18 protein-coding genes are annotated in these 23,893 nt (G+C 38.5%); 5 read left to right on the top strand and 13 right to left on the bottom strand.

The features are described 5' to 3' along the window. Positions 1–57 precede the first annotated feature (57 nt). A complete protein-coding gene (locus tag JZO76_RS04550; RefSeq protein ID WP_206902991.1) occupies positions 58–1,443 on the top strand; it encodes a M24 family metallopeptidase in 1,386 nt (461 codons plus the stop codon). A gap of 254 nt (positions 1,444–1,697) precedes the next feature. Here the strand turns inward: JZO76_RS04550 and JZO76_RS04545 are convergent, their stop codons facing one another. Then, positions 1,698–2,450: an alpha/beta hydrolase gene (locus JZO76_RS04545; protein ID WP_242595777.1), complete on the bottom strand. Its 753-nt coding sequence runs from the start codon at positions 2,448–2,450 to the stop codon at positions 1,698–1,700. A gap of 221 nt (positions 2,451–2,671) precedes the next feature. Between JZO76_RS04545 and JZO76_RS04540 the strand changes: the two genes are divergently transcribed. Together JZO76_RS04540 and JZO76_RS04535 are read left to right on the top strand one after the other, a co-directional pair. Then, entirely contained in the window at positions 2,672–3,214 is a 543-nt protein-coding gene (locus JZO76_RS04540) for an RNA polymerase sigma factor (protein WP_206902989.1), read from the top strand. Further along, a complete protein-coding gene (locus JZO76_RS04535) occupies positions 3,201–4,277 on the top strand; it encodes a DUF4179 domain-containing protein (RefSeq protein ID WP_206902988.1) in 1,077 nt (358 codons plus the stop codon). Before JZO76_RS04540 ends, JZO76_RS04535 begins: the two co-directional genes overlap by 14 nt. Positions 4,278–4,345: 68 nt before the next feature. On the opposite strand, the gene JZO76_RS04530 is transcribed toward JZO76_RS04535, so the two are convergent. The 6 genes from JZO76_RS04530 to JZO76_RS04505 all read right to left on the bottom strand — a co-directional run bounded on the left by JZO76_RS04530 (position 4,346) and on the right by JZO76_RS04505 (position 14,521). Further along, positions 4,346–5,314 (bottom strand): LacI family DNA-binding transcriptional regulator, encoded by a 969-nt coding sequence (locus JZO76_RS04530; RefSeq protein WP_206902987.1) that lies wholly within the window; start codon positions 5,312–5,314, stop codon positions 4,346–4,348. Between the two features lie 588 nt (positions 5,315–5,902). Next, entirely contained in the window at positions 5,903–9,184 is a 3,282-nt protein-coding gene (locus tag JZO76_RS04525) for a GH36-type glycosyl hydrolase domain-containing protein (RefSeq protein ID WP_206902986.1), read from the bottom strand. 12 nt (positions 9,185–9,196) lie between these two features. Further along, complete coding sequence (bglX, locus tag JZO76_RS04520; protein WP_206902985.1) at positions 9,197–11,347, bottom strand: beta-glucosidase BglX; 2,151 nt, start codon at positions 11,345–11,347, stop codon at positions 9,197–9,199. A 32-nt stretch (positions 11,348–11,379) separates the two neighbouring features. Continuing rightward, a complete protein-coding gene (locus tag JZO76_RS04515; RefSeq protein ID WP_173101934.1) occupies positions 11,380–12,210 on the bottom strand; it encodes a carbohydrate ABC transporter permease in 831 nt (276 codons plus the stop codon). A gap of 15 nt (positions 12,211–12,225) precedes the next feature. Beyond that, positions 12,226–13,119, bottom strand: coding sequence for a carbohydrate ABC transporter permease (locus tag JZO76_RS04510; RefSeq protein WP_206902984.1), 894 nt, complete (start codon positions 13,117–13,119; stop codon positions 12,226–12,228). 151 nt (positions 13,120–13,270) lie between these two features. Then, a complete protein-coding gene (locus JZO76_RS04505) occupies positions 13,271–14,521 on the bottom strand; it encodes a sugar ABC transporter substrate-binding protein (protein ID WP_206902983.1) in 1,251 nt (416 codons plus the stop codon). Positions 14,522–14,799: 278 nt separating this feature from the next. On the opposite strand from JZO76_RS04505, the gene JZO76_RS04500 reads away from it, so the two are divergent. Then, positions 14,800–16,419 carry a glycoside hydrolase family 13 protein gene (locus JZO76_RS04500; RefSeq protein WP_206902982.1) on the top strand — a complete coding sequence of 540 codons (1,620 nt, stop codon included), beginning with the start codon at positions 14,800–14,802 and terminating at the stop codon, positions 16,417–16,419. Positions 16,420–16,723: 304 nt separating this feature from the next. On the opposite strand, the gene JZO76_RS04495 is transcribed toward JZO76_RS04500, so the two are convergent. The 6 genes from JZO76_RS04495 to opp3b all read right to left on the bottom strand — a co-directional run bounded on the left by JZO76_RS04495 (position 16,724) and on the right by opp3b (position 23,128). Continuing rightward, positions 16,724–16,969 carry a GlsB/YeaQ/YmgE family stress response membrane protein gene (locus tag JZO76_RS04495; protein ID WP_206902981.1) on the bottom strand — a complete coding sequence of 82 codons (246 nt, stop codon included), beginning with the start codon at positions 16,967–16,969 and terminating at the stop codon, positions 16,724–16,726. Positions 16,970–17,438: 469 nt separating this feature from the next. Then, complete coding sequence (locus JZO76_RS04490) at positions 17,439–18,524, bottom strand: RNA-guided endonuclease InsQ/TnpB family protein (RefSeq protein WP_206902980.1); 1,086 nt, start codon at positions 18,522–18,524, stop codon at positions 17,439–17,441. Positions 18,525–19,131: 607 nt separating this feature from the next. Then, complete coding sequence (locus JZO76_RS04485) at positions 19,132–20,085, bottom strand: ATP-binding cassette domain-containing protein (RefSeq protein WP_206902979.1); 954 nt, start codon at positions 20,083–20,085, stop codon at positions 19,132–19,134. Between the two features lie 12 nt (positions 20,086–20,097). Further along, positions 20,098–21,141 (bottom strand): ABC transporter ATP-binding protein, encoded by a 1,044-nt coding sequence (locus JZO76_RS04480; RefSeq protein ID WP_206903067.1) that lies wholly within the window; start codon positions 21,139–21,141, stop codon positions 20,098–20,100. Between the two features lie 2 nt (positions 21,142–21,143). Continuing rightward, positions 21,144–22,187 carry an ABC transporter permease gene (locus tag JZO76_RS04475; RefSeq protein ID WP_206902978.1) on the bottom strand — a complete coding sequence of 348 codons (1,044 nt, stop codon included), beginning with the start codon at positions 22,185–22,187 and terminating at the stop codon, positions 21,144–21,146. Further along, positions 22,187–23,128, bottom strand: coding sequence for an oligopeptide ABC transporter permease (gene opp3b / locus JZO76_RS04470; RefSeq protein WP_206902977.1), 942 nt, complete (start codon positions 23,126–23,128; stop codon positions 22,187–22,189). Before opp3b ends, JZO76_RS04475 begins: the two co-directional genes overlap by 1 nt. Positions 23,129–23,528: 400 nt before the next feature. Between opp3b and JZO76_RS04465 the strand changes: the two genes are divergently transcribed. Continuing rightward, positions 23,529–23,870: a DUF3899 domain-containing protein gene (locus tag JZO76_RS04465; RefSeq protein WP_206902976.1), complete on the top strand. Its 342-nt coding sequence runs from the start codon at positions 23,529–23,531 to the stop codon at positions 23,868–23,870. Positions 23,871–23,893 lie beyond the last annotated feature (23 nt).

Below are 23,893 nucleotides of genomic sequence, written 5' to 3'. Positions count from 1 at the left end.
CGTAATATAAAAGAAAGAATTGATTCTAAAGACGTAAACCAAGAAAAGAGGTCTCCCATGGCGAAAATTGAATTAAAAAAAGTAACGCCGCCTATCAAAGACAACGAAGCAAAAATTTATCATCTGACAGATGAAACAATGGCGTTACGAAAAGAAAAAGTGTTAGCTGCAATGCAAAAAGAGAACATCGACAGCATCATTATATATTGCGATTTAGAACACGGCAGTAATTTTTCTTATTTAACGGGTTTTATGACCCGCTTTGAAGAAAGTCTGCTGGTTTTACATCAAGACGGGACCGCTTTTTTCATCTCCGGAAATGAAAATTTGAAGATGAATCAACACAGCCGCCTACCTGCGACGCTGCTGCATTATCCGCAATTTTCACTGCCCGATCAGCCAATGAACGGTGAAAAATCTTTGACAGCTGTTTTACAAGCAGCAAAAATCTCAAATGAACAGCAAAATATTGGCGTTATCGGTTGGAAAATGTTTACCAGCGCTCAAGAAGATAATCGCAAGCTTTTTGATGTCCCGCACTTTATCCTTGCAGCAATAGAAGCCGCCGCGCCAAAAAGTCAGATTGAAAATCGCAGTGACATCTTTATTCATCCAGCTTATGGCGTGCGTGCAACAAATAACGCCAACGAAATCGCCTATTATGAATTTGGCTCCAGTCTGGCTTCTGACTGCGTATTAAGCGCCCTTGATGCCGTAAACCTCGGCAAAACGGAAATGGCGGTCGCTAGTCACCTCGTGCGCTATGGGCAAACACCAAATGTTATGCCGATTGCAGCTTGTGGTGAGCGCTTTTTGAACGCCTTTATCTCCCCAACTGACAAAAAAATTCAATTAGGAGATAAAATGTCTTTAACGACTGGCTTTAAAGGTGGTTTAGCTAGTCGCAGCGGCTATGTTATTCACACTGCAAAAGAATTACCGAAAGGACAAGAAAATTATTTGTCCAAAGTTGCGCAACCTTACTTTAACGCTGTGACAACGTGGTTAGAGCAAATTGAAATCGGAATGACAGGCGGGCAATTGTATCAAATAATTGAAGATGTCCTGCCCAAAAATACGTATCATTGGCATTTAAATCCTGGTCACTTAACCGCTGATGAAGAGTGGATGTCTTCGCCCGTGAAGGAAAATTCGTCCGTTAAACTCACTTCAGGAATGTTGCTGCAAATTGACATCATTCCTGCGGTCGCAGGCTTTGCTGGCGCCAGCTGCGAAAACGGCGTCGCTTTGGCCGACGCTAACCTCCGCCAAGAGTTAGCCGCAAATTACCCAACAGTTTGGCAACGCATTAAAACCAGACAAGAATACATTCGCCAAACACTTAATATCACTTTACCTGACCACGTCTTGCCACTATCAAGCGGTGTCGCCTTTTACACCCCCTTCTTCTTAGCAAAAGACTTAGCTTTTGTGAAGGGATAAAGAGGAGCAGGATTTTTTACCGAGGCTATGAGAGAAATGTTTCTCTTCACGAACAGATTAAAAACTAATTTACATCAGTTCTGCTGAAGCAGGCACTATGTCTCTCAGCAATAAATTGGATAATTCGAAAATAGCTACTCTTATTTTTAAGGTTAGTCAGTTTATTTTAAATTTTTGAAATACCATCACTCGTTCAAATTCAGACAAAAAACATCTTATTGCTCATATGGAGATAAGATGTTTTTTGTGCTACATTATACTGTTTCCTCATAAATCCCCGCAAAGCGCTTCAAAACTAGCTCAATCGCTCCCTCCCAATAATCCCAATTGTGATCGCCGGGACTTTCTTGGTATTCAAAATTACGCAAAGTTTTTTTGGCTATTTGTAAAAAGCGTTGATTATCGGCGTAAACAAAATCTTCTGTCCCACACATTTGGAAAAAATGCGTCTCGCAAGATTTTTCTACTAGCGCCGGATTTTTTAGTAAAGCAAATAAATCGTTACGGCTATCTGTAAGTAAATCCAAATCACCAAAAATGGCCGCAAGATGCTTTTTGCGCTCTGGTTTTTGGCGCCATATATTTACAACGTCTAGTGCACCTGACAAGGAAGCTGCAGCGCAAAATTGTTCGGGATATGTTAGCGCCCATTTAAAAGCACCGTATCCTCCCATGGAAAGCCCAGCGACAAAAGTTTTCTTTTTTTGCGGCATAATTTGAAACCATTGCGCAATTTTTTGTGGTAATTCTTTCGTCAAAAAAGTGAAATAATCGCCTCCTGCAATCATATCCGTATAATAACTTAAACCTACTTGCGGCATCACAATGACAAAAGGGTATGCTTGCCCTTGTCGTATTAAATTTGTACTATCAAGCCATGCATTGCAATCATCTGACCACCCATGGAGCAAATAAAGTATTGGCGCCTCTGCTATCATTACCTCATTATCTGGTAAGTAGACATTGACACTGGTGCTCAAATCTAAAACCTGTGATTTAAAATTCATCCGACAAATTGTCATAAAAAAAGCTCCTTTGTATGTGAAGTAAAATAATTAGAATATATTTTTAAAAGATTTAAACTTACATTTGTACCCATTGCGTTATCTTTTATCAGCAACACTATTTTTAAATTTTTTTTGCAACCAAATGTCAACTTCCTCACTCTAATGTATATAAAAGAAAAGGGGGACTCCTTAAATGCTAGCCCAGAAAAAAGGAATATTACATGAAAACTGAAATCAAGTTAGTTAAAAAAGCACAAAAAGGCGACCATACAGCTTTTTTCTCATTGATGAAGAATTATGAAGTGAGATTGTACAACTTAGCCAAACGATTTTTACATAACGAATATGATATTGCAGATGTCTTGCAAGAAACGACAATTAGCGCCTATGAAAATCTAAATCAATTAAAACAACCGCAATATTTTTACACCTGGCTTTGTAAAATATTGATTAATAAGAGTAAAGCTTTACTTTTGAAAAATAGTAAAGTAAGCATTGGATTTACCTATGAAAATCTTACTCAAAATGCAAGTTCTCAAAAATTGGATTTCGAATTGTCTCTAACACTTGAAAATCTTTTAGATGAACTAAAGGATACCTATAAAATTCCGCTTGTGCTTTATTATTATAACGGCTTTTCCGTTAAAGAAATCAGCGAAATTTTAAATGAACCCGTTGGTACGATTAAATCAAAGCTCAGTCGCGGGCGCAATTTAATCAAAAAAGAATTGAAAAAGCAGGAGGTATTCCATGAAAAATTTTGAAGAAAAATTAGAACAAAGTCTAAAAAAAGAGTATCCCCTCTCAAAAGAAGCCCGTTTCGCCTATGATGAAGCCTATACTACCATTGCAAAGAAAAACACGTCTGTGACAAAAAAAGCTAGAAATTTTTGGCGTAAACAAAAGTTAATGCTAACTATAGTCAGTACTGCTTTAATTATGATGATTTTGAGTATCTCACCAATTGGTAGTGCAGTAGCTAACTATTTGCAATTTGGTCAATTCACGTCAAAAACATTAAAAACAAAAGGCTTCGTTACGAAACAAAACAGTCAAACAATAACAAAAGAAATTCAAATTGCCATAAAAGAAGTTTATGCTGATACCAATGAAATTGGGATACATTTTGCTGTTGAACTTTCGCAAAATTCCAAATTGGCTAACAAAAAAATTGATCAATATGCGTTGAACTTTGCTCTTAAAAATGCTGACGGGAATTTTATCTTCGATTTGAACAGTGGACTTTCTCATAATGCGCTTACAAGTACTGGCAGTTTTTCAGGCTCTCAACATTATGATAAAAAAACAAATCAACTAGATTTATATTATCGCTATCACACTTCTGATAAAGCTATTCCTGCTTTAAAAAACAGCAAAGTTATCCTTACAAGTCTGACGGGAAACTTCAAACGTAACGATAAACCCGGATTTTCCTATCAGAAAGAAGGAAGTGATTATGAAAAAGTAACTGGTTACTGGGAACTGCCTATAAAAACAAGTCAGATTAAACCTTTTCCAACATTAAAATACAAAACGATAACCAATAGTACTATCTCGTTAACAGCTCACATAACACCTACTACTTTTACAGTTATCGTTCCACATTCTTTTGAAACACTTAAAAATACGCGCTCCGATGAAATCTATCTAACAGCAACATCTACTACAAAAAACAGCACCCAAATAAAATATCCTTTATCTTCCATCAATGTCTCAAAAACTACTGAAAATGAAGATATCTTGACCTTTGATTATCCAGCATATGACACGTATCAAAAAATCACCTTACACCTTGGCAAAAAGAACTTTTTCTTTCAGTTAAATTAAAAAACTCCAGCCGCAATTTCCAAGTACAATTGAAGTCATACTTGGAAATTGCGGTAACTGGAGTTTTTTTAACTTAGTGAACTACCAGAGACAAAGGTGGTGTAGATAGCTTCATCTTCGACTTTTTCACCTTGAATCAGGCGAATAATTTTTTCGGCAGCGACCATGCCCCATCGATGTTTAGAATAGGCGATTGTCGCCAATCGTGGTGTTAAAAATGAACTAATTTCAATATTATCAAAGCCGACAATCCGAATATCTTGTCCAATTTTTTCTGGCCGATCTGCGAAAAATTTGTAAATCCCAACGGCCATTTCATCGTTGAAGGAAAAAATATCAATTGGTGTTTCACTTTGTTTTTGATCGAGCCTCTCCGCGATTTTCTCAGCGGCGGCGTAGCCAGAAGGTTCTGTGAAATTTCCTTCAATTATTTCATAACTAATATTGAAACGCGTTAATTCTTTCGTGCTGGCTAACAAGCGTTGTTCATTATCATAACCCATTGAACCGGTTACCAGATAAACATGTTTCGTCTGTGCCGCAACTAATCGCTCAATCGCTAAGGTTGCACCACCTTTGTTATCTAATAAAACGCGGGAAATATTGTCGTTGGCAATCTCACGATCCAATACCACCATTTGATGACCACGATTGGCGAGCATTTCAATTTCTTTGGTTTGGAAAGTCCAATCCAAGATAATCGCCCCATCCACCATTCGTTCTGGAATAAACAAGTGTGATTTTTGCCCACTGCAAACAATCATTTCATAATCGTAAGCCGCTAGTCCCCGTTTGATCCCGTCTAATAATTCACCATAAAAGCTACCAGCATAATCGGCTAGGTAGACACCGATAATGTTTGTTTGTTGTCTTTTTAAAGTGCGGGCGGCCATGTTGGGGACATAGTTCAGCTCATTGGCGATTGCCATGATCTTCTGGCGGGTTTGTTCTGTTACTTTGGTGCTGCCGTTTAAAGCATATGAAACTGTTGAAATCGATACCCCTGCGGCTTTTGCTATATCTTTAATACCAACCATGTGCCTTACGCTCCTATTTCATTTTAATGTATTCATTTTTTTGAAAAAAATGAGTCCTATTTTCTCTTCGTATATCATTTCACATCAGCGAAAACCGCTGTGAGAAACTGACATCCTATTTCATTTTAATGTATTCATTTTTTTGAAAAAAATGAGTTCTATTTTCTCTTCGTATATCATTTCACATCAGCAAAAATCGCTGTGAGAAACTGACATCCTATTTCATTTTAATGTATTCATTTTTTTGAAAAAAATGAGTCCTATTTTCTCTTCGTATATCATTTCACATCAGCGAAAACCGCTGTGAGAAACTGACATCCTATTTCATTTTAATGTATTCATTTTTTTGAAAAAAATGAGTTTTATTTTCTCTTCGTATATCATTTCACATCAGCGAAAATCGCTTTGTGAAACTGACATCCTATTTCATTTTAAGCAGATCTATTCTTTTCTAAAAAACAAGTCCAAACATGTGTCACGTTTAGCCTTAAAAACTGCTTTTTCTAAAACTCGCAGAAAGAATTCAATTGTCGTTTCACAATTGAATTTCCTTCTGCTACGTTTTTTCAAATACTTATACCTTCAAGGCTAGCAATAAACAGCAATTTGATTGCCGTCTTTCAAATATTCTTTGAAGTCTTTTTTGTCTATGACAAAGCCACCGGTACGATATGGGTTCGCTTCTATTTTTGTTTCCACCACTTTACCATTGATTACGACTTTGCGCTTTTTATCTGCTGCAGTATAAAAAGTGATCGCTACTGGTGCATCAGCTAGAGCATAATTTACTTTAAGTCCGTCAAGTTCTGCCGGTAAAACGGGATCTAAGACGATTGTTTTACTGTCTTCTCTTAGGCCTAAAACATTCGTTAACAGTTGATTTAAGTAAATTCCCGGGCCGCTAGAATAAATCCGCCAGCCGCCTTTGACGTCAACGCTTCCATCTCTTAGTTTACCAAAGTTTTCCTGTGCTTCATATCTTGTTTTGAAATCGCCATCAGAACTACTGAAATACACATTGGCTTGGCGTAATTTAGCATTTTTTACCCGCTCTTTTAAATTAATTGGGTTAATGGTTTGTAATGCCCGCCAAGTTTCCTCTGTTTTGCCTAATTTTGCCATTGCCTCGGTAAAACGAATGTGGGCGTGAACGTATTGCAAACCAATTTCCCGCCCAAAGTTAGCGGCTTGTTCGGCCCGCTTAAAGTTAGTGCTCACACCGCCGGCATAATGAGCAGGACGATTCATCAAGCGTACGCCATCTGGAAATTGCAAGTTTTCTTTGATCACAGCCAAATGAGCTTGTGCTTGTTTAGGTGTTAGTAATTCTGCAATCATACTGCGAGTCATTGGCAATAGACGGTATTGAATTCCGGTCTTTTTGTCAGTTGGATGAATCATTAATTCAGGCGTGCCATCTTCTTCCATATAAACAAAGCCAGGAATAACATCGGTGCCTAAAATATATTTTGTAAAGTCTGTTTTAATACCCGCTACAAGTTTTTCTAAATGTTGGCTGTAGGCGGCATCTTCTGTCGCTAAAACGTGACTTAACTTATTCATAACTTGGTATGTTAAAGCGACAGTCCAACTAGAGGCCATATGTTTTTTCAAACGGCTGTCATAGGGTTGCAAAGTATCGTCCCAATCGCCATCGCCATAGCAAGATAAATACGTTCCCGCTAAGAAATTATCTTCGATATATTGAACTTCTTTTTTCAAGTGGTCAAATAACGTGTAGCTTTCAGTCGTTTTATGGAAATCACTGCGTTTTGTATAAGGCAATTTTTCTTGCAAAATACTGTAATCAGCTGTTTTAGCTAAATAATCTGCAATAATTTTCATTGGCCAAACGATTACATCCCCATGGCTTTCATCAGCTTTTTGCGTTTCATAACGATCAAACATGAACCATTGCGGCCAGTTGCCGTCATCGTCAAACTGGTTGACATACACCTTTTTAATAATATCTTTTACAACTTCTGGTCGGTTAATTGCAAAGAAAAATTCAGTTGGACCTTGGGAAACATCCCGCGTCCCCCAGGCAGCCCCGCCATATTGTTCTAAACCATGTGGGGATAAGTAGTGAACGAGCATATTGTGAACATACCAGCGGCTCAAATAATTCATACTGCTAACGTCTGCCGTTTCGTGCTCCAATTTGAAATTGTGTAATAAGCTGTCAACAAAAGTTACATAGGCTGCATCTTCTGCAATCAAATCCGTTTTGGTTTCAACAAAATCTGCCCCTGTTAATGTGCCTTGGATAATACTTTCAAAACCTGAAACATCTTCTAAAACTACAACTTGCAAGTCAGAAGATTCTACTCCAAAGAGACTTTCATCTGTCACGCTAAATGCTGTATCCATGGTCATATAATAGGTCAAATCAGGGTATTCACTGTTTATAGGTGAGCTTGCTGCCGGTTTAATCGTTATTTGATTGCCCGTTTGTGTCATTTGATACGTTGGTGTTTCTTGTGCCCCCATCAAAAGATGACTCGTTAAAGCAAAGGTATAATTTTTGCCAGTGGCACTGTGGCAATTCAGACGAATTTCGCGGCCATTTGCAATCGTATAGGTCGTAATTGTCAGTAAATCATCGTCTAATTGGTAATACCAAGTTGCCGAATTTAAGCCCATTTCAAAAGCAGAAGGCATGGTTAGAACACGCCAGTTCTCGCCTTCTTTTACATACAGGCGTTGGCCAGAATGTTTTAAAACATTTAAGCTGTTACGGCTGTTACTCATTAATTTATTCATGGAAGTGTTGCCTAAAACCACTTGGGAGTTGAAAATTCCGTACATATAAGCTGTCGTTGCTAGAAGCGGTTTATCGACAGTTAAGTCCGTCCCACTTAGTAAAATGTGGCCGGTTGCCCGTTCCATCTGTTCTTCTTTTTCTTGTAAAACCACGTGATGATAATTTGGTGTAAAGAAAGACAATACGCTGCCATCAACTACTTCGACTTGGTTTTTTTCTGGGAATAAGGCATCAATTTCAGCGGCAGTTAATTTTTTCCCCGTTAAAGGCGCACCGATTTTTTTCTGACGCGTATTTCCTTGTTCATTTTGTAAAACTACTGGTTTCTGGTAGGCTGCAGCAACTTGCTCTTTGGTAAAAAGAGCTTCTGTTATTTCTTTAGGATGATTATTTTTAAAGCCGCCGTAAAAAACTACTTCTGCTTCACCTTGTAAAGTCATTTTTTCAGATTGTAATACGGGATAAGCAAACTCGTATTGATAAACTTCATTTTCAAATTGATCAATCGCTAAAGCTTGCGGTGTCGCTGTAGTTTTATAGTTTGTTCCAAAGAATTGATAGCCATCGGTTAAAAAGCCGCGGTTTTTCGTTAAGCTTCCATGTTCCACTACTGGAAATTCTCCACCTTGTGGTTGGTTTTGACGTGAAGTAATAATATAGCCGTTTTCTTGCTGTGTTACTTTGTGGTCAACATATTGGGACATGTATGCTTCGTTTGATTGCACAGCACCTTTGGCGGCATTGCCTAAATCCTGCCCAAAGATGACATCCACAACTTGTCCTTCACCTTTTAATGTGACCGTCCAAAACCAGATATTTTTTTTGCTTAAGGTAAAGTCCACTTGGTACCTAATTTCTTCAACGCTACCTTGCCACGTTACGCCATTTTCATTTTGTGAAAAAGTACTGTTAGTATTTGAACCAATTAAAGTTACCGCTGTGATTTTTTCATCAAAAATACGTAAATAAATTTGATTGACGCTACCATCTAAGGCGTTACCATCTAATTGATTAATCATAATTTCATTGCTGCACAACTCGTATAAATCCCCTGTGGGTAAAAATGCCGCTTGGACATCTCCGGCGTTCAAAATGATTTGCTTCATTGTTTTGGCTCCCTACTTCACTAAATTAAATGTTACCGCAGTTAAATCACGGCTGTTTGGTCCCACCATTGCCAAAAAGGCACCTGCATCACTAATCGTTCTTTGATCTTGATGGACATAGCGCAACATCTCTTCTGTAATGGCAAAAGAAACTTTGCGGCTTTCTTTACCGGCTAAAACAACTTGCTGGAAGGCCTTTAATTCTTTTATCGGACGTACAACTTGTCCCACTAAATCTTGAATGTACAACTGCACTGTTTCTTTGCCTGTTTGCTCACTTTCATTTGTGATTGTCACTGTGAGCAGAATTTGGTTTTCTGGCGTTAATTCTGTCTGGTCAATCACGACGTCTTGATAAGAAAATTGGCTATAACTTAAGCCAAAGCCAAAAGGATATTTCGCATAATTGGAGACATCCAAATATTTTGAAACATATTTTTCATTCGGTGCACTCTCATAAGGGCGGCCTGTGCTATCACAATTGTAAAAAATCGGTACTTGGCCAACGCTTTCAGGAAATGACATGGACAAGCGCGCCGTTGGATTAAAGGCCCCCCATAAAATATCGGCTAAGGCATTTCCAGCTTCTGTACCTGCAAACCATGCTTCCACAATGGCCTTGGCTTCATCGATGCCATTTAAATCCAAAGGACGACCATTGTATAAGGTCACAATAATATTGGGATTGACTGCTTTAACAGCTTCAAACAAGGCAATTTGCGCTTTTGGCAAAGTAATATCGCTACGACTTGCCGCTTCGCCGCTCATCCATTCTGCTTCGCCTAAAGCCAACACAACTTTATCGGCTTTTTGCGCCAATGAAACGGCTTCTGCCACAGCTTTTTGACTTGGGGCAAAGTAATCAAACTCTTCTTTGCCGACTAATAAATGTGAGCTATACGCTTGGGCCCCTTCTAAAAGTGAAACGGCTTCTTCCATTTTTCCTTGCCAAGACCAAGCCCCTAAAACATCGTGACTTGCAGCCGCGGGGCCAATAATTGCAACTGTTTCTTCTGAATTTAAAGGTAGAATATCTGCTTTATTTTTTAATAAGACGATTGATTTTTGCGCGATTTCACGAGCTGCTTGGCGATGCTCGGGTGATAAAATCACCTTTTCATCTTCAACACTGGCACCACGATAGGGATTTTCAAATAACCCCAAATCGTTTTTCAATTCTAAAATGCGTAAGACAGCTTCATCTAATAACGCTTCATCCACACTGCCTTCTTCAATTAATTCCGCTAAATAATGGGTGTAACAAGTCGTCATCATTTCAATATCAACGCCAGCTTCAATGGCTAATTGCGCCGCTTGTTTTTCATCAGCGGCAACACCGTGAAAAATCAATTCCTTTACTGCGCCCCAGTCTGAAATCACGACGCCGTCAAAATCGTATTCTTGACGTAAAACATCCCGGAATAACCACTTGTTCCCCGTAGCAGGAATGCCGTCAACGGTATTAAAGGAGGTCATAACTAATTTAGCACCGGCATCTAAAGCAGCTTTATACCCTGGTAAATAACTTTCCCGCAACTGTCTTTCTGACATATTGACAGTATTGTAATCCCGACCAGCTAAAGCTGCCCCATAAGCTGCAAAGTGTTTTACACAAGCGGCAACGCGCGTGAAGTCATTTTTTAAGTCATCCCCTTGATAACCTTTAACAAAGCTTTCAGCAAAGCGGGCATTTAAATATGGATCTTCTCCTGTAGATTCCATCACCCGGCCCCAACGTGGATCTCTTACCAAATCGACCATTGGTGAAAAGGTAACGTGTAAGCCAGAAACTGCTGCTTCTTTGGCAGAAATTTGCGCCATTTCTTCTGCGGCTGCTAAATCCCAACTGCTGCCAAGAGCCAATGGAATCGGAAAAATTGTGCGAAAGCCATGAATAATATCGGCCATTAATAGTGTAGGAATACCCAAGCGATTTTTTTCCATATACTCTTTTTGAATTCGCTTGGCTTCACTGGCTCCGGCTAAACCTAAAATAGTACCGGCATTTTGAATATTTTCATCTTTTAAGCCCATTTCTGTCATGGGACCAGTTTTTTCTTCTGCGGCCTGTGAATAAAAATCGGCAGCCAATTGTAAAAGCTGATCGACTTTTTCAGCCAATGTCATTTCTTGTACCAATGCAGTTAATTTTGCCTGTTCCATTGCTGCATCCTCCTTTAGCTGGTGCGTTTTTTTTATTTATTTCCTGAAACGTTATAGCCTTCCAAGATATATTTTTGTAAGAACATGAAGATGATTAAAATTGGCACGACCATAAAGGTTGAACCTGCCATCTGTAGGGAGTAATTATTCGCATATTGTCCTTTTAACAACTGCAAGCCAACAGATAAGGTGTAATATTTTTCGTCGTTTGCCATAATCAACGGCCATAAGAATGAATTCCAACCACCGATAAATGTCGCAATCCCTTGTACGGCCAACACCGGTTTGGAAATAGGTAAAACGATGCGGGTGAAGATATACCATTCACTTGCGCCATCCAAGCGAGCAGCTTCTAAAAGTTCATTGGAAATAGCGGAAGCAAATTGGCGGAATAAAAAGATCCCATATGCCCCTACTAAGCCGGGCAAAATAATCCCTGCCATAGTATTGGTTAATTTTAAAGAGTTCATAATCAAGTAAACAGGAATCATCGTTACCTGACCGGGAATCATCATTGTTGCTAAGACCAAGTAAAACAAAGGTTCACGGCCTTTAAAGTTGTATTTGGCAAAGCCAAAACCTGCCATAGCGTTAAAGAACATGCCTAAAAAGGAGAAGGCGACAACGATCAACGTATTTTTCAAATACACGATAAAATTGAAGGCACCGAATAACTCTTTGAAGTTATCCATAGAAAAATGTTCCGGTAAAATTTTCGGAGGAAATTGCATAATCTCCGCATCTGTTTTAAAAGAAGAAAGGATCATCCATACAAAAGGAATCATCCAAATAATCGCACCAATGGCTAAGGCAATCCCGATTGCAATTTTGGCACGACGGTTACTTTGCATTTCTTTTGTCATCTTTGATTACCTCACTTATAATTGATTTTCTGCATTTTTGCGTTGCATTCTAAATTGTAGCAATGTAACGATAATGATAGCTGCAAATAAAATGAACGATCCCGCTGCAGCATAGCCAAATTTACTTAATTGGAAACCATTGCGGTAGATAAACAACGCAACAGAAGTCGTAGAATCTAGCGGTCCACCATTGGTTAAAACAAATGGTTCTTCGAAGAATTGCAACCAGCCAATTAAAGTTGTGACGGTAACAAAGAACGTTGAAAAGCGTAAAGACGGAATGGTAATGTACCAAGTTTGCTGCCGTTTTGAAGCACCATCTAGTGAAGCGGCTTCATATAATTCTTTTGGAATACCTTGAATGGCAGCCAAGAAAATCAACATATTGGCCCCGACTGCACGCCATACCCCTAAAATAATTAAGGAAATTTTTGCCATGACCGGATTGGTTAACCATGGCACCGCATCAATGTGTAAAAGTGACAACAAATAATTTAAAAAGCCGAAACTTGGATTATATAAATAGGCAAAAACTACTGCCACGGCAACCACGTTTGTAATCGCCGGTGTGTAAAAAATCATCCGAAAAGCAGAAAAAATTCGATTTTTACCAAAATTAATCATTAACGCCAAACCCATTGATAAGGCAATAACAACCGGCACCCCAAATACCACATAAAAGAGCGTATTTTTAATACTCTTTAGAAAAACAGGGTCCAAAACAATATCTTGATAGTTTTTAAACGCAACAAATTTAATTTGTGACCAGTCGGCGAGCCCAACAAGACTCATATCAGTAAAACTAATAAAAAATGCAACAAAGATAGGAATAATTGAAAATAGCAAAAGTAAAATCAAGGCTGGAGCAATGAAAAGATATGGTGCTTTGGTGGTTTTGGCTTTTCGCAATGGAAGCGCCCCCTTCAAAATAATTTCGTGAATTGTAGGAATTGACAAAAGTAAGGAGTGGTTAAAAGTCCAAACAGGACTTTTGGACCACTCCTAAAAAATTTGTGGCCACGATTTAACACTTCTTAGCTGTTAAATTTTTATACCACGATTATTTATTTAAAGTAGTTTCTGACTCTTGGTTGAAAGCATCCATTTCTTTTTGAACGTTGGCGCCGCCAAGATAGATTTGTTCAAAGTGTTTCAAGTAGTTTTGTGCGATTTCTTCAAATTCAGGGATTAAAGGCATTGGTTCAGAGTTTTGTAATTGTTCGTTAAAGACGCTGTAAACAGGATCAGATTTCAAAGAATCATCTTCCCAAGCTTTTAAAGCAGTTGGAAGTGCGTCAGTTAATTTCATCCACTCTAATTGATTTTCAGGACGGGCCATAAATTCGATGAATTTCGCTGCATCATCTTTTTTCTTAGAGTATTCAAAAATAGTTAAGTTTGAGCCACCCATTGAAGAAATGTTGTTTTCTTTTTTCGGCAATGTTGCAATCGCCCATTTGCCATCTACATCTTTTACTGTATCTTTTACAGTTTTTGCCATCCAAGGACCACTGATAAACATTGGTACCATTGCATCGTCACCAGAGAAAGTTTGCGATACATCCAAACCTAAATCTTCTTTTGGTGAGTAACCTTTTTGGATAAAGTCATTCAAGTAAGAAACAGCGTCAACAAAAGGTTTTTTATTGAAGACAGGTTTGCCATCTTCTAATAATGGTGAACCATTTTGACGAGCAAACATAAAGCCTAGTGTTTGTTCTTTGCTGTCGATGTTGATACCGTATTTGTCATCGCCACGAGCGGCTAATTTTTTAGCAGCATCTTCTAATTCTTCCCAAGTTTTTGGCGCTTCTTTATAGCCAACTTTTTCTAAAACATCGGTACGGTAAAATAGTACGCGTGTTTCAGCTGCCCACGGAATACCGTAATATTTGTCGTCAAATTTTGTCGTTTCAACAGAACCATGATAGAAGTTTTCAGCTTTTAAATTGTCGTATTTTTCAATGTACTTGCTCATGTCTGCTAAAGCACCAGCTTTTTGGAATTCAGGCATCCAAGTTGTCCCCATTTGCAATACGTCTGGGCCACTCTTAGAAGCAACAGCTGTTAATAATTTATCGTGGGCATTTGACCAAGGAATAGACTGGATTTTAACTTCGATCCCAGTTTCATCTGTGAATTTATCCGTCATTTTGGATAATTGTTTCACTTCTTCTCCCATACCCCAAATATTTAAGACCTTGTCATCTTTAGCAGAATCTCCGCCAGAACCTGACCCGCAACCTGCTAAAACACCCAGTGTCATCGCTGCTGTTACACCCAATAAACAAAGCTTTTTCGAAATCTTCATCTTTCTTCCTCCGTATTTCATTTTTGGTGAAACGTTTCTACGAACAGAGTATATAATGCCGCGATTTAATTTGCAACCGTTTTCTACGATTTTTTATAAAAAAACTTTTCATAACGAGTAAAATCAGTGTTAAATAAGCATTTATCAAAAATTAAATGACAATATTTTAATAAAACAACCATTTGAAAGCAATTTCATGGTAAAATCTAGCTGCAAATATTTCACTAAACAAGAAAAACGTTTCACTAAAAGTTTATTTTTTTGAAAGGAGTTTTATCATGGCATCAAAATGGTGGCAACAAAGCGTTTTTTATCAAATTTATCCCCGGAGTTTCCAAGATAGCAACAATGACGGCATTGGCGATATTAAAGGAATTACCGCGCGTTTATCTTACTTAGAAAAATTGGGGATCGACGCCATTTGGCTCTCGCCAGTTTTTGCATCTCCTAATGTCGATAATGGCTATGATGTGAGTGATTATTGCGCTATTATGCCAGAATTTGGCACGATGGCAGATATGGAAGAATTAATTGCCGCTGCAAAAAAAGCGGGCATAAAAATCATCATGGACTTAGTAGTCAATCATACCTCCAGTGAACATCCTTGGTTTAAAAAAGCCTTAGCAGGCGATCCACATTATAAGGATTATTACATTTTTCGTTCTGATAAAAATGGGTTGCCAAATGACTTAAATTCATTTTTTGGCGGCTGTGCGTGGGAACACTTGCCCGCAACAAACGAATATTATTTCCATCTATTTGCCAAAGAACAACCCGATTTGAATTGGGAAAATCCTGCTGTGCGCAAAGAAGTATGGAAAATTATGAATTTCTGGCTGCAAAAAGGCGTCGGTGGTTTTCGCTTAGATGTGATCGAATTAATTGGTAAAATTCCCGATCAAAAAATTATTGGGGACGGCCCCGCCTTACATCCATATTTACAAGAAATGTATCGCGAAGTTTTAGCAGGACACGACGTTGTAACCATCGGCGAAACTGGTAGTGTCACGCCATTAACTGCTCCTTTGTATACAGATCCTAAGAGAAAAGAGCTGTCGATGGTCTTTCAATTTCAACATATGGCCTTAGATGAAGTTGCCAAAACTTCAAAATGGAATTTGAAGTCCTTAAATGTCTCCGAGTTAAAAACGGTGCTATCCCGCTGGCAAACAGACTTACCAAAAGAAGCTTGGAATAGTTTATTTTGGAGTAATCACGACCAACCACGGATTTTATCTCGTTGGGGCAATGTAGCTGATTACCCCACGAAAAGCAGTAAGATGTTGGCCATTTTACTCCATTTGATGCGGGGGACTCCTTTTATTTATCAAGGTGAAGAATTGGGCATGACCAACCAATACGTCGATAAAATTAGCCAATTAGATGATATTGAAAGTATTCATTACTATGAAGAAGAAAAAGCTAAAGGCAGCAGTGAGGCAACAATTTGGCAAGCCATTAATACTAAAGGTCGTGACAACGCCCGTACGCCAATGCAGTGGTCTAATGTGCCTAATGCTGGCTTTACAGGAGAAAACGTAACTCCGTGGTACAATTTAAATCCCAACTACACAACTATTAATGCGCAAACCCGGCTGGATGATCCTGAATCCATTTTTTACACCTACCAAAAATTAATTCAGTTGCGAAAAAAATATCCGCTAATTGTCTGGGGAGATTATGACTTACTGGATACCGCTGAAAATATTTTTGCCTATACTCGCAGCTACGAAGGGGAAACTTGGCTTATTTGTGCGAATTTTTCTGACAGCAAACAAGCAGTCTCATTGCCTTATGCCGCCACAGAAACGATTATCACAAACTATCCCCATACGTATCACCATTTAAATCAGTTGAACTTACTGCCTTACGAAACATTTGTCGTAAAACTAGCATAAAAAAAGCAAGTGCAGGCAAAGTCTCGTGACTTTACCTGCACTTGCAGTTTTTTTAATTACAGACAGATTTTTAGTAGGTTTTGCCACCCATTAAAATGGCACCTACACTTTTACTGTCGGTTATATCATTTATATCATCCTGGGATTATACTTCTATCTGATTGCAAACATTCTAGTTATTTAACCAAAAGATAGACCACGATTGTAAATTGAATTCCTGTTTTTTTCAATCCGAATCATTTCAGCAAATTTATAACTTGTCCCAAAATGACGACCTATTACTAATAAAATAAGCTGACTATGTCTATGCTTTTCTACCAAAAAAGAACGATACGACTGCCACTAAAATAACTGCACCAATAATAGAAGGTACAATTGCCATTCCAGCTAGAGTTGGACCCCAATGACCCAATAAAGACTGCCCAATCGCAGAACCAATTAGACCGGCAACGACATTTGCAATAATTCCCATTGAACCACCTTTATTTGTAATCGCACCTGCGATCGCACCAATGACACCACCAACGATTAATGACCAAATTAAACCCATTTTCACTCACTTCTTTCTACCAATATTTATAATAATTTTCATTTTATTGCTTTTTTGGGTATCCATAGAATACCCTCTTCTTGCCTAAATTAAAAACAAAACGACTTATTTTTATCTTTTTTATGCAATATATTTTAATTTTTAGAAAATTTTAAGTGGATTTGTTTTGTGGGGTGCGAAATGACGTGTTCGAACTTTTTTTCAATCAAAAAAAACATAGACCAAGTCATTTACATAACTTAGCCTATGCCCCCAGCCTCTTTTTAAAGAAGCTGACAATGGTTTATCATAATTAGTGAGCGGATTCCTAGAAACAAAAGTGCTGGTGCACTTTTTATATACCCAAGGCGATCCCTGGAGCCCCTTCCAGTTCTTAAAAAAGAAACTCTTTACAGTTAGTGTTTCTTTTTTTATCTGTCGGAAATAGTTTTTCAATCAAATTCTCTTAAACTAAAAAAATTTTCTAATTTTATTTGGCTTTTTGCTTTGAACAAAAGACTAACTCTTTTTCATACCAATCGGCTTTATATTTCAATTTCAAAAGGAGACGATTCCAGTCACTTAAAGTAAATTTCTCTTCAATATTTTGCAAAACTGGGGTATTTTGATTATTTTTCTGCGTTTTAAGGGCTTTGTTGCCCTTGTTTTTTGTTTCATCGTCTCCTGCTGCTGGCATTGTGACCACGATACAATCAAATTGGCGCACAAGAGCAATCGACAGTTGTTCTGTAAAGTCTTCTTTTTGCTTCATTTTGCGGATATATAATTGTTGGAGGCGCAATTTTTGTTTTTGATAGTTTTTAGCTTGTTCCAACTTTACATTGCGTCGCTGTGCACTCTTAGCTCGGATGGCAAGGCGCCGCTGCGCTTTTTTTAGCTGTGCTAAAAGTTGCACTTGGCAAAGCGTCGGTATGCCGCGCACTGCCACACTTGGCTCAATTAGTGTTATCCCATTATAGGTAATTTCAATTTTGCTACCTGTTTTTGGCAAAGCAGTACTATCTTCTTCACATAATAAAGAAACATAAAATTCCTGCCGATTTTTAGCAGAGATAGTGGCCGAGCGAATTTTTCCCGTCACATTACGATGTTGATGCAACAAAACTTTACTTTTTAACTTTGGAAGCTTCAAGCCATCTTTTTCAAGATAAATAGTATGACCTTGATTATTTGTAGTATAAGACTGCCACGCACTTTTTTTGCTCTTTAGTTTCGGATAACTAGCATGGCCGCGATAATAATTTTGAAAGGCTTTTTCCAAGTTACGTTGCGCATTAGCCAAAGCTAAACTATCCGTCGCTTTTAAAAACGAATACTCCTTTTTTAGTTTAGCTGGCGTTAACTTTTGCGTCTTTAACCGCCCTGAAGCTGGATTTGTAAAAGTTTCGCTATTATCTTGATAGTTTGTCTGCCGCAGTGTCAATAACGTGTTATAAGTAAAACGAACACAGCCAAAAGTTTGAATAAAAAATTGTTTTTGCGCTTCATCAGGATAAAGCGCAAATTTATAAGCTTTTAATATTTTAATTGGTACCTGCCTCCCCTCACTGATCATTACTTCAGTTGTGGTGGCTTTTGGTAGGGACGTTCCCCTTGTCCCACCTAACCTTACCTAACCTAACAAATTTTTTAAAAGAAAAGCTGAATGAACTTGGTCAACTCGCTAGCAATAAGGAAAAATCTTGATAAATTGTTCTTCAAATTTCTCAAGATTTTGACTTATTGTCGCCGAGAGTTAGTTCATGAAGCTAGACAAAAAGAAAAGCTGAATGGATCGTTTAGCCCTGAGCCATAAGATCAAAATTTGCTAAAATGGCTTTTTCATTTTGGCGAATTTTGGCTTATGGCCGAAGGACTGATTCATAAAGCTAGACAGCTAGAAAAGCTGAATGAACTTTCTCAGTCCGCAAAAAATAAGAGCGGAATTTTCGGAAATTGCTTCCAAAATTTTTGGAAATTTTGCCTTATTTCTTGGAGGACTAGTTCATAAAGCTAGACAACTAGAAAAGCTGCCTGAATCGTTTAGCCCTGAGCCATAAGATCAAAATTTGCTAAAATGGCTTTTTCATTTTCGCAAATTTTGGCTTATAGCCGAAGGGCTGATTCATAAAGCTAGACAGCTAGAAAAGCTTTATGAACTTTCCCAGTCCGCGAAAATCCAATTACAGTGCCACTTGGCTTTGCGTCGTTTTTTGCTGTAATTTTGCTTGGTACATGGCAATTTCATCTTCTGAACAATAAATATAATGTCCTTCTGCAATTTCATGCATTCCTCGCTGTTTGCCATCATCAGGTTGGGCCTGATATTTAATCCGCTTGCGGTTACGTTCATGATCTGGATCTGGTAATGGAATTGCCGACAGCAAACTTTCCGTATATGGATGAACGCCGTGATTATAAATGGCATCACTGGTACCCACTTCCAGCAATTTGCCTAAGTGCATAACACCAATGCGGTCACTGATATGTTTTACCATCGACAAATCATGGGCGATAAATAAATACGTCAAATTTTGCTGTTCTTGCAAGTCTTGCAATAAATTTACCACTTGGGCTTGAATGGAAACATCCAAAGCTGAAATTGGTTCATCACAAATAATAAATTTTGGTTTTACGGCTAAGGCGCGGGCAATACCAATCCGTTGCCGTTGTCCGCCGGAAAATTCATGAGGATAACGCGTTCCATGACTAGGATTTAACCCCACTGTTTCTAACAGTTCATCCACTTGGGCATTGCGTTCTTTTTCATTTTTGGCAAGACCATTAATATCAATGCCTTCTGCGATAATGTCCCGCACTTTCATGCGAGGATTTAAAGAGGCATACGGATCTTGAAAAATCATCTGCACATCGCGACGAAATGTTTTTAAGCCTTCTTTGCCTTTAATTTTCATCACATCTTGGCCAGCAAAATCAATTTCTCCATCAGTTGGCGTATTTAAGCGGATAATCGTACGCCCGGTGGTGGATTTGCCACTACCGGATTCTCCCACTAAGCCAAAAGTCTCGCCTTCGTAAATGTGAAAGCTAATATCATCCACTGCTTTGACTTCGTCTTTACGTCCGACATTGAAGTATTGTTTCAAGTGAGTTACGTTTAATAAAACTTTTTTCACGCGGCTACCTCCTTAGGCTTCTTGTTTTTCTTTGAAAATTTCCCAACGACGAACAATTTCGGCCGGTGGGGTTACTTTAGGGGCTTGTGGTGCTAAGAGCCACGTTGCCGCTTTGTGGGTTTTAGAGACGTCAAAATATGGTGGTGCTTGCTCGGTATCGATTTTTAAAGCAAATTCATTACGAGGATAAAATGCGTCCCCTTTTGGTGGTTGCAGTAAATCTGGTGGCGAACCTGGAATAGCATATAGGCGTTCTTCGCCCCCTTCTAAAGTCGGCATTGAACCTAACAGCCCCCATGTATACGGATGTTGCGGGTTGTAAAAAATTTCTTCTGCCGTTCCAACTTCGATAATTCTGCCCCCATACATGACTGCCACGCGATCAGCCACGTTTGCCACAACACCTAAGTCATGGGTGATAAAAATGATCGACGTATTAATTTTTTTCTGAATATCTTTCATCAACTCTAAAATTTGGGCTTGAATTGTTACATCCAAAGCGGTCGTTGGTTCATCAGCAATCAGAACTTCCGGGTAGCAAATAAGCGCAATGGCAATTACAATCCGTTGCCGTTGTCCACCGGAAAATTGGTGGGGATAGTTTTTCAATCGTTTTTCGGCATTGGGAATACCAACTAAGTTTAATAATTCCAACGCGGAAGCTAAGGCCTCTTTTTTAGACACTTTGTTGTGAATAATCAAAGACTCCGCAACTTGTTTGCCAATTGGCATGGTTGGATCCAAAGAGGTCATGGGATCTTGGAAAATCATCGCAATTTCCTTACCTCGAATCTTCTGCATTTCTTTTTCCGATTTTTTGACAATATCGGAATTTTTAAAAATAATTTCACCCTTATCAATATTGGCGTTACTGGCTAAAAGTCCCATGATACTGCGAGTGGTTACCGATTTACCGGAACCTGACTCCCCTACAATCGCCAAAGTCTCTCCTTTATAAAGGTCAAAACTAACATTGCGGATTGCACGGACTGTTCCCGCATAAGTATCAAAGGAGATTTCTAAATCTTTAACTTCTAATACTTTTTCTGGCATCATCATCACTCTTTCATTTTCGGATCAAAGGCATCACGAAGACCATCAGCTAGTAAGTTGAAGGCAATCATAATGACAGATAACGTAATTGCTGGTACCCACAATAGGTAAGGCAGATATTGGAAGGTTTTATACCCGTCACTTAACATTGTACCCAGTGAAGCATTCGGCGGTGTTAAACCTAAACCGATAAAACTCAAGAAGGCTTCAAAGAAAATCGCCGTTGGAATACTGAACATCATCTGGACAATAATCACGCTGGAGATGTTGGGCAAAATATGTTTAAAGGCTATTTTGAAATTACTTTCCCCTAAAGTTTGGGCAGCCAACACAAATTCTTGGTCTTTTAATTTCAGCGTCTGTGCCCGAACGATCCGCGCCATTGGAATCCAGTTAGTGATGGCCATGGCAGCAATAATCGATGGAATACCCGGTTCAAAAACGACCAACATTAAAATCATCACAACTAAGTTTGGAATACCAGAAAGAATTTCCAAAATACGTTGCATTAACGTATCCACTGTACCGCCTTTTAAACCAGAGATTAATCCGTAAGTAACACCAAAAATAATGTCGAACATCGCCGCAATAAAGGCGATCAATAAAGAGACCCGCGTTCCCATCAAAAGACGGCTCAAAACATCACGGCCCAATCCGTCAGTCCCAAAATAATAATTCAAATTATCCGGTACATTCGCTGCAGCATATTTATCGACTAATTGTCCGCCAACCATTGCTTTTCCGTTTAAGCCATTAATATCAATCCCAGGAATTCGTGGTGGCAAATTCATATAGGCAACATTTTGCTTCGTGGGATTATGGGGTGAAAAGAAAATTGAAATAATCGAAATCACAATAATTACGAGTAGTATCGCCATACATACGACCGCTGCTTTATTTTTTCGAAGGCGCCGCCAAGAATCTTGTAAGAAAGTCAAAGACGGAGCAGCAATCATTTCCCGTTCTTTAATGGTACTACCGTGGTACAGCTCAAATTCTGACGCTGGGATTTTGGCAATAGTATCATATTTTGGTTTTGCATTTTCCATTAGCCTTTGCTCCCTCCTGACACGCGGATTCGTGGATCAACGATGCCGTATAATAAGTCAACCACTAAAATAACAATAATCAACATTGCCGAGTACAAGACGGTTACCGCCATAATGGTTGGATAGTCGTTGGTGGTAATTGATTTTACAAATTGCTCCCCAATACCAGGGATCGCAAAAATATTTTCTACTACTAAAGAACCAGTCATTAAAGCAACTGCTAAAGGTCCGAGTAATGTCATCAAGGGAATCAAGCTATTACGCAAGCCGTGTTTAAAGGCGATTTCCCAACGGCTTAATCCTTTAGCTCGAGCTAGTTCCACGTAATCACTGTGCATAACTTCCACCATTTCTGTTCGAATAAAACGTGCCGAATCGGCTAAAGGCGACATTGCCAGCGCAATCGTTGGTAAAATCGTATAGGCAAAACCTTCCCACTTAGCAATCGGCAAAATGTGCAATTTAATCGCAAAAACATATTGCAGTAAAACGGCGAAGACAAAGTTTGGAATCGAACGACCCAAAATCGCAATTAAAGTCGCTAACGTATCCACCCATGTATTTTGTTTCATGGCTGAAATCGTCCCTAAAATAATCCCTACGAAAGTCCCTAGTAAAATCGCCTGCATCCCTAATTGTAAGGAAGGTCCCACGCGACCAGCCAATAAGGCTGCAACTGGTTGGTTTTTAAACTGGAAGGAAATTCCGAAATCACCTTGAAGTAAGTTTTTCAGATACGTTCCATATTGCACGATAACCGGCTTATCCAAACCCATTTGCTTATTTAACAACGCAATTTGGTCTGGGCTTAAACGTTCTGCATTGGTATAAGGCGTTCCTGGTAACATTTTTGATAAAAAGAATGTAATCGTAGCAATCAGCCACAAGGTTACCAGCATAAAAAATAGCCGTTTTAGAAAATATTTGAGAAAGTCATTCAAATTATTTCTCCTCCTAAATAAAATTGAGAATATGCAACAAGAACAAAAAATGCATCAACTGCACATGAAGTGAAAATTTTTTGCAGGTGGGAAATCTTCTGTTTTTTAAAACAAGTTCCCTACCTTAAGAAGTAAATGGTGCTAAAAAAAAACTCTTTTGACTTTGCCAAATGGATTCGATAAAGTAAAAGAAAAGCTTTTGAAACTTGGTTAGCGCTCAAGCAATAAGACAAAAATTTGATAAATTGTTCTTCAAATTTTTGAAAATTTTGTCTTATTTCTTAGAGTGCCAGTTTAAAAAGCTAGACATTGGAAAAGCTTTTGAAACTTGGTTAGCGCTAGTCTTTAGCTAAAAAACTTGCCCTGTATAAAAGCTACAAAAACCAACAAGGAGACCATTATGAAAAAATATCCTCCCGCGTTTATTGCCGTCATTATCTTCGTTATCGCTATTATCTGGGGTCTGATCAAAAAAAATTTAAGTCTGATCATGTTATCAGACACTCTGTTTATGTTGGGACTGCCTTTTTTGATTATTGGCATTTTGTTATGGGTTTTTTCCTCTGGCTTCTTCGATACTTTTCAACGATCCATGCATGAAGCTGTAGGAAGAAAGCAAAAGAAAAAAGCTAACTATACGCCTTTATCACAAGTTGGCCAGGGTGTGTATCTTTTTTGGCTAAAAATTGCCGGTATCATCTTGGTCTGCTCGCTCATTTTTTATGCCATTGGCAGCATTTAATAATTATTAATTTCTAAAGCATG

The organism is Candidatus Enterococcus myersii, assembly GCF_017316025.1.
Lineage (GTDB): Bacteria > Bacillota > Bacilli > Lactobacillales > Enterococcaceae > Enterococcus_C > Enterococcus_C montenegrensis.
Note: the sequence above shows the minus strand (reverse complement) of the source record. Positions and strands in the feature narration are given on the sequence as shown.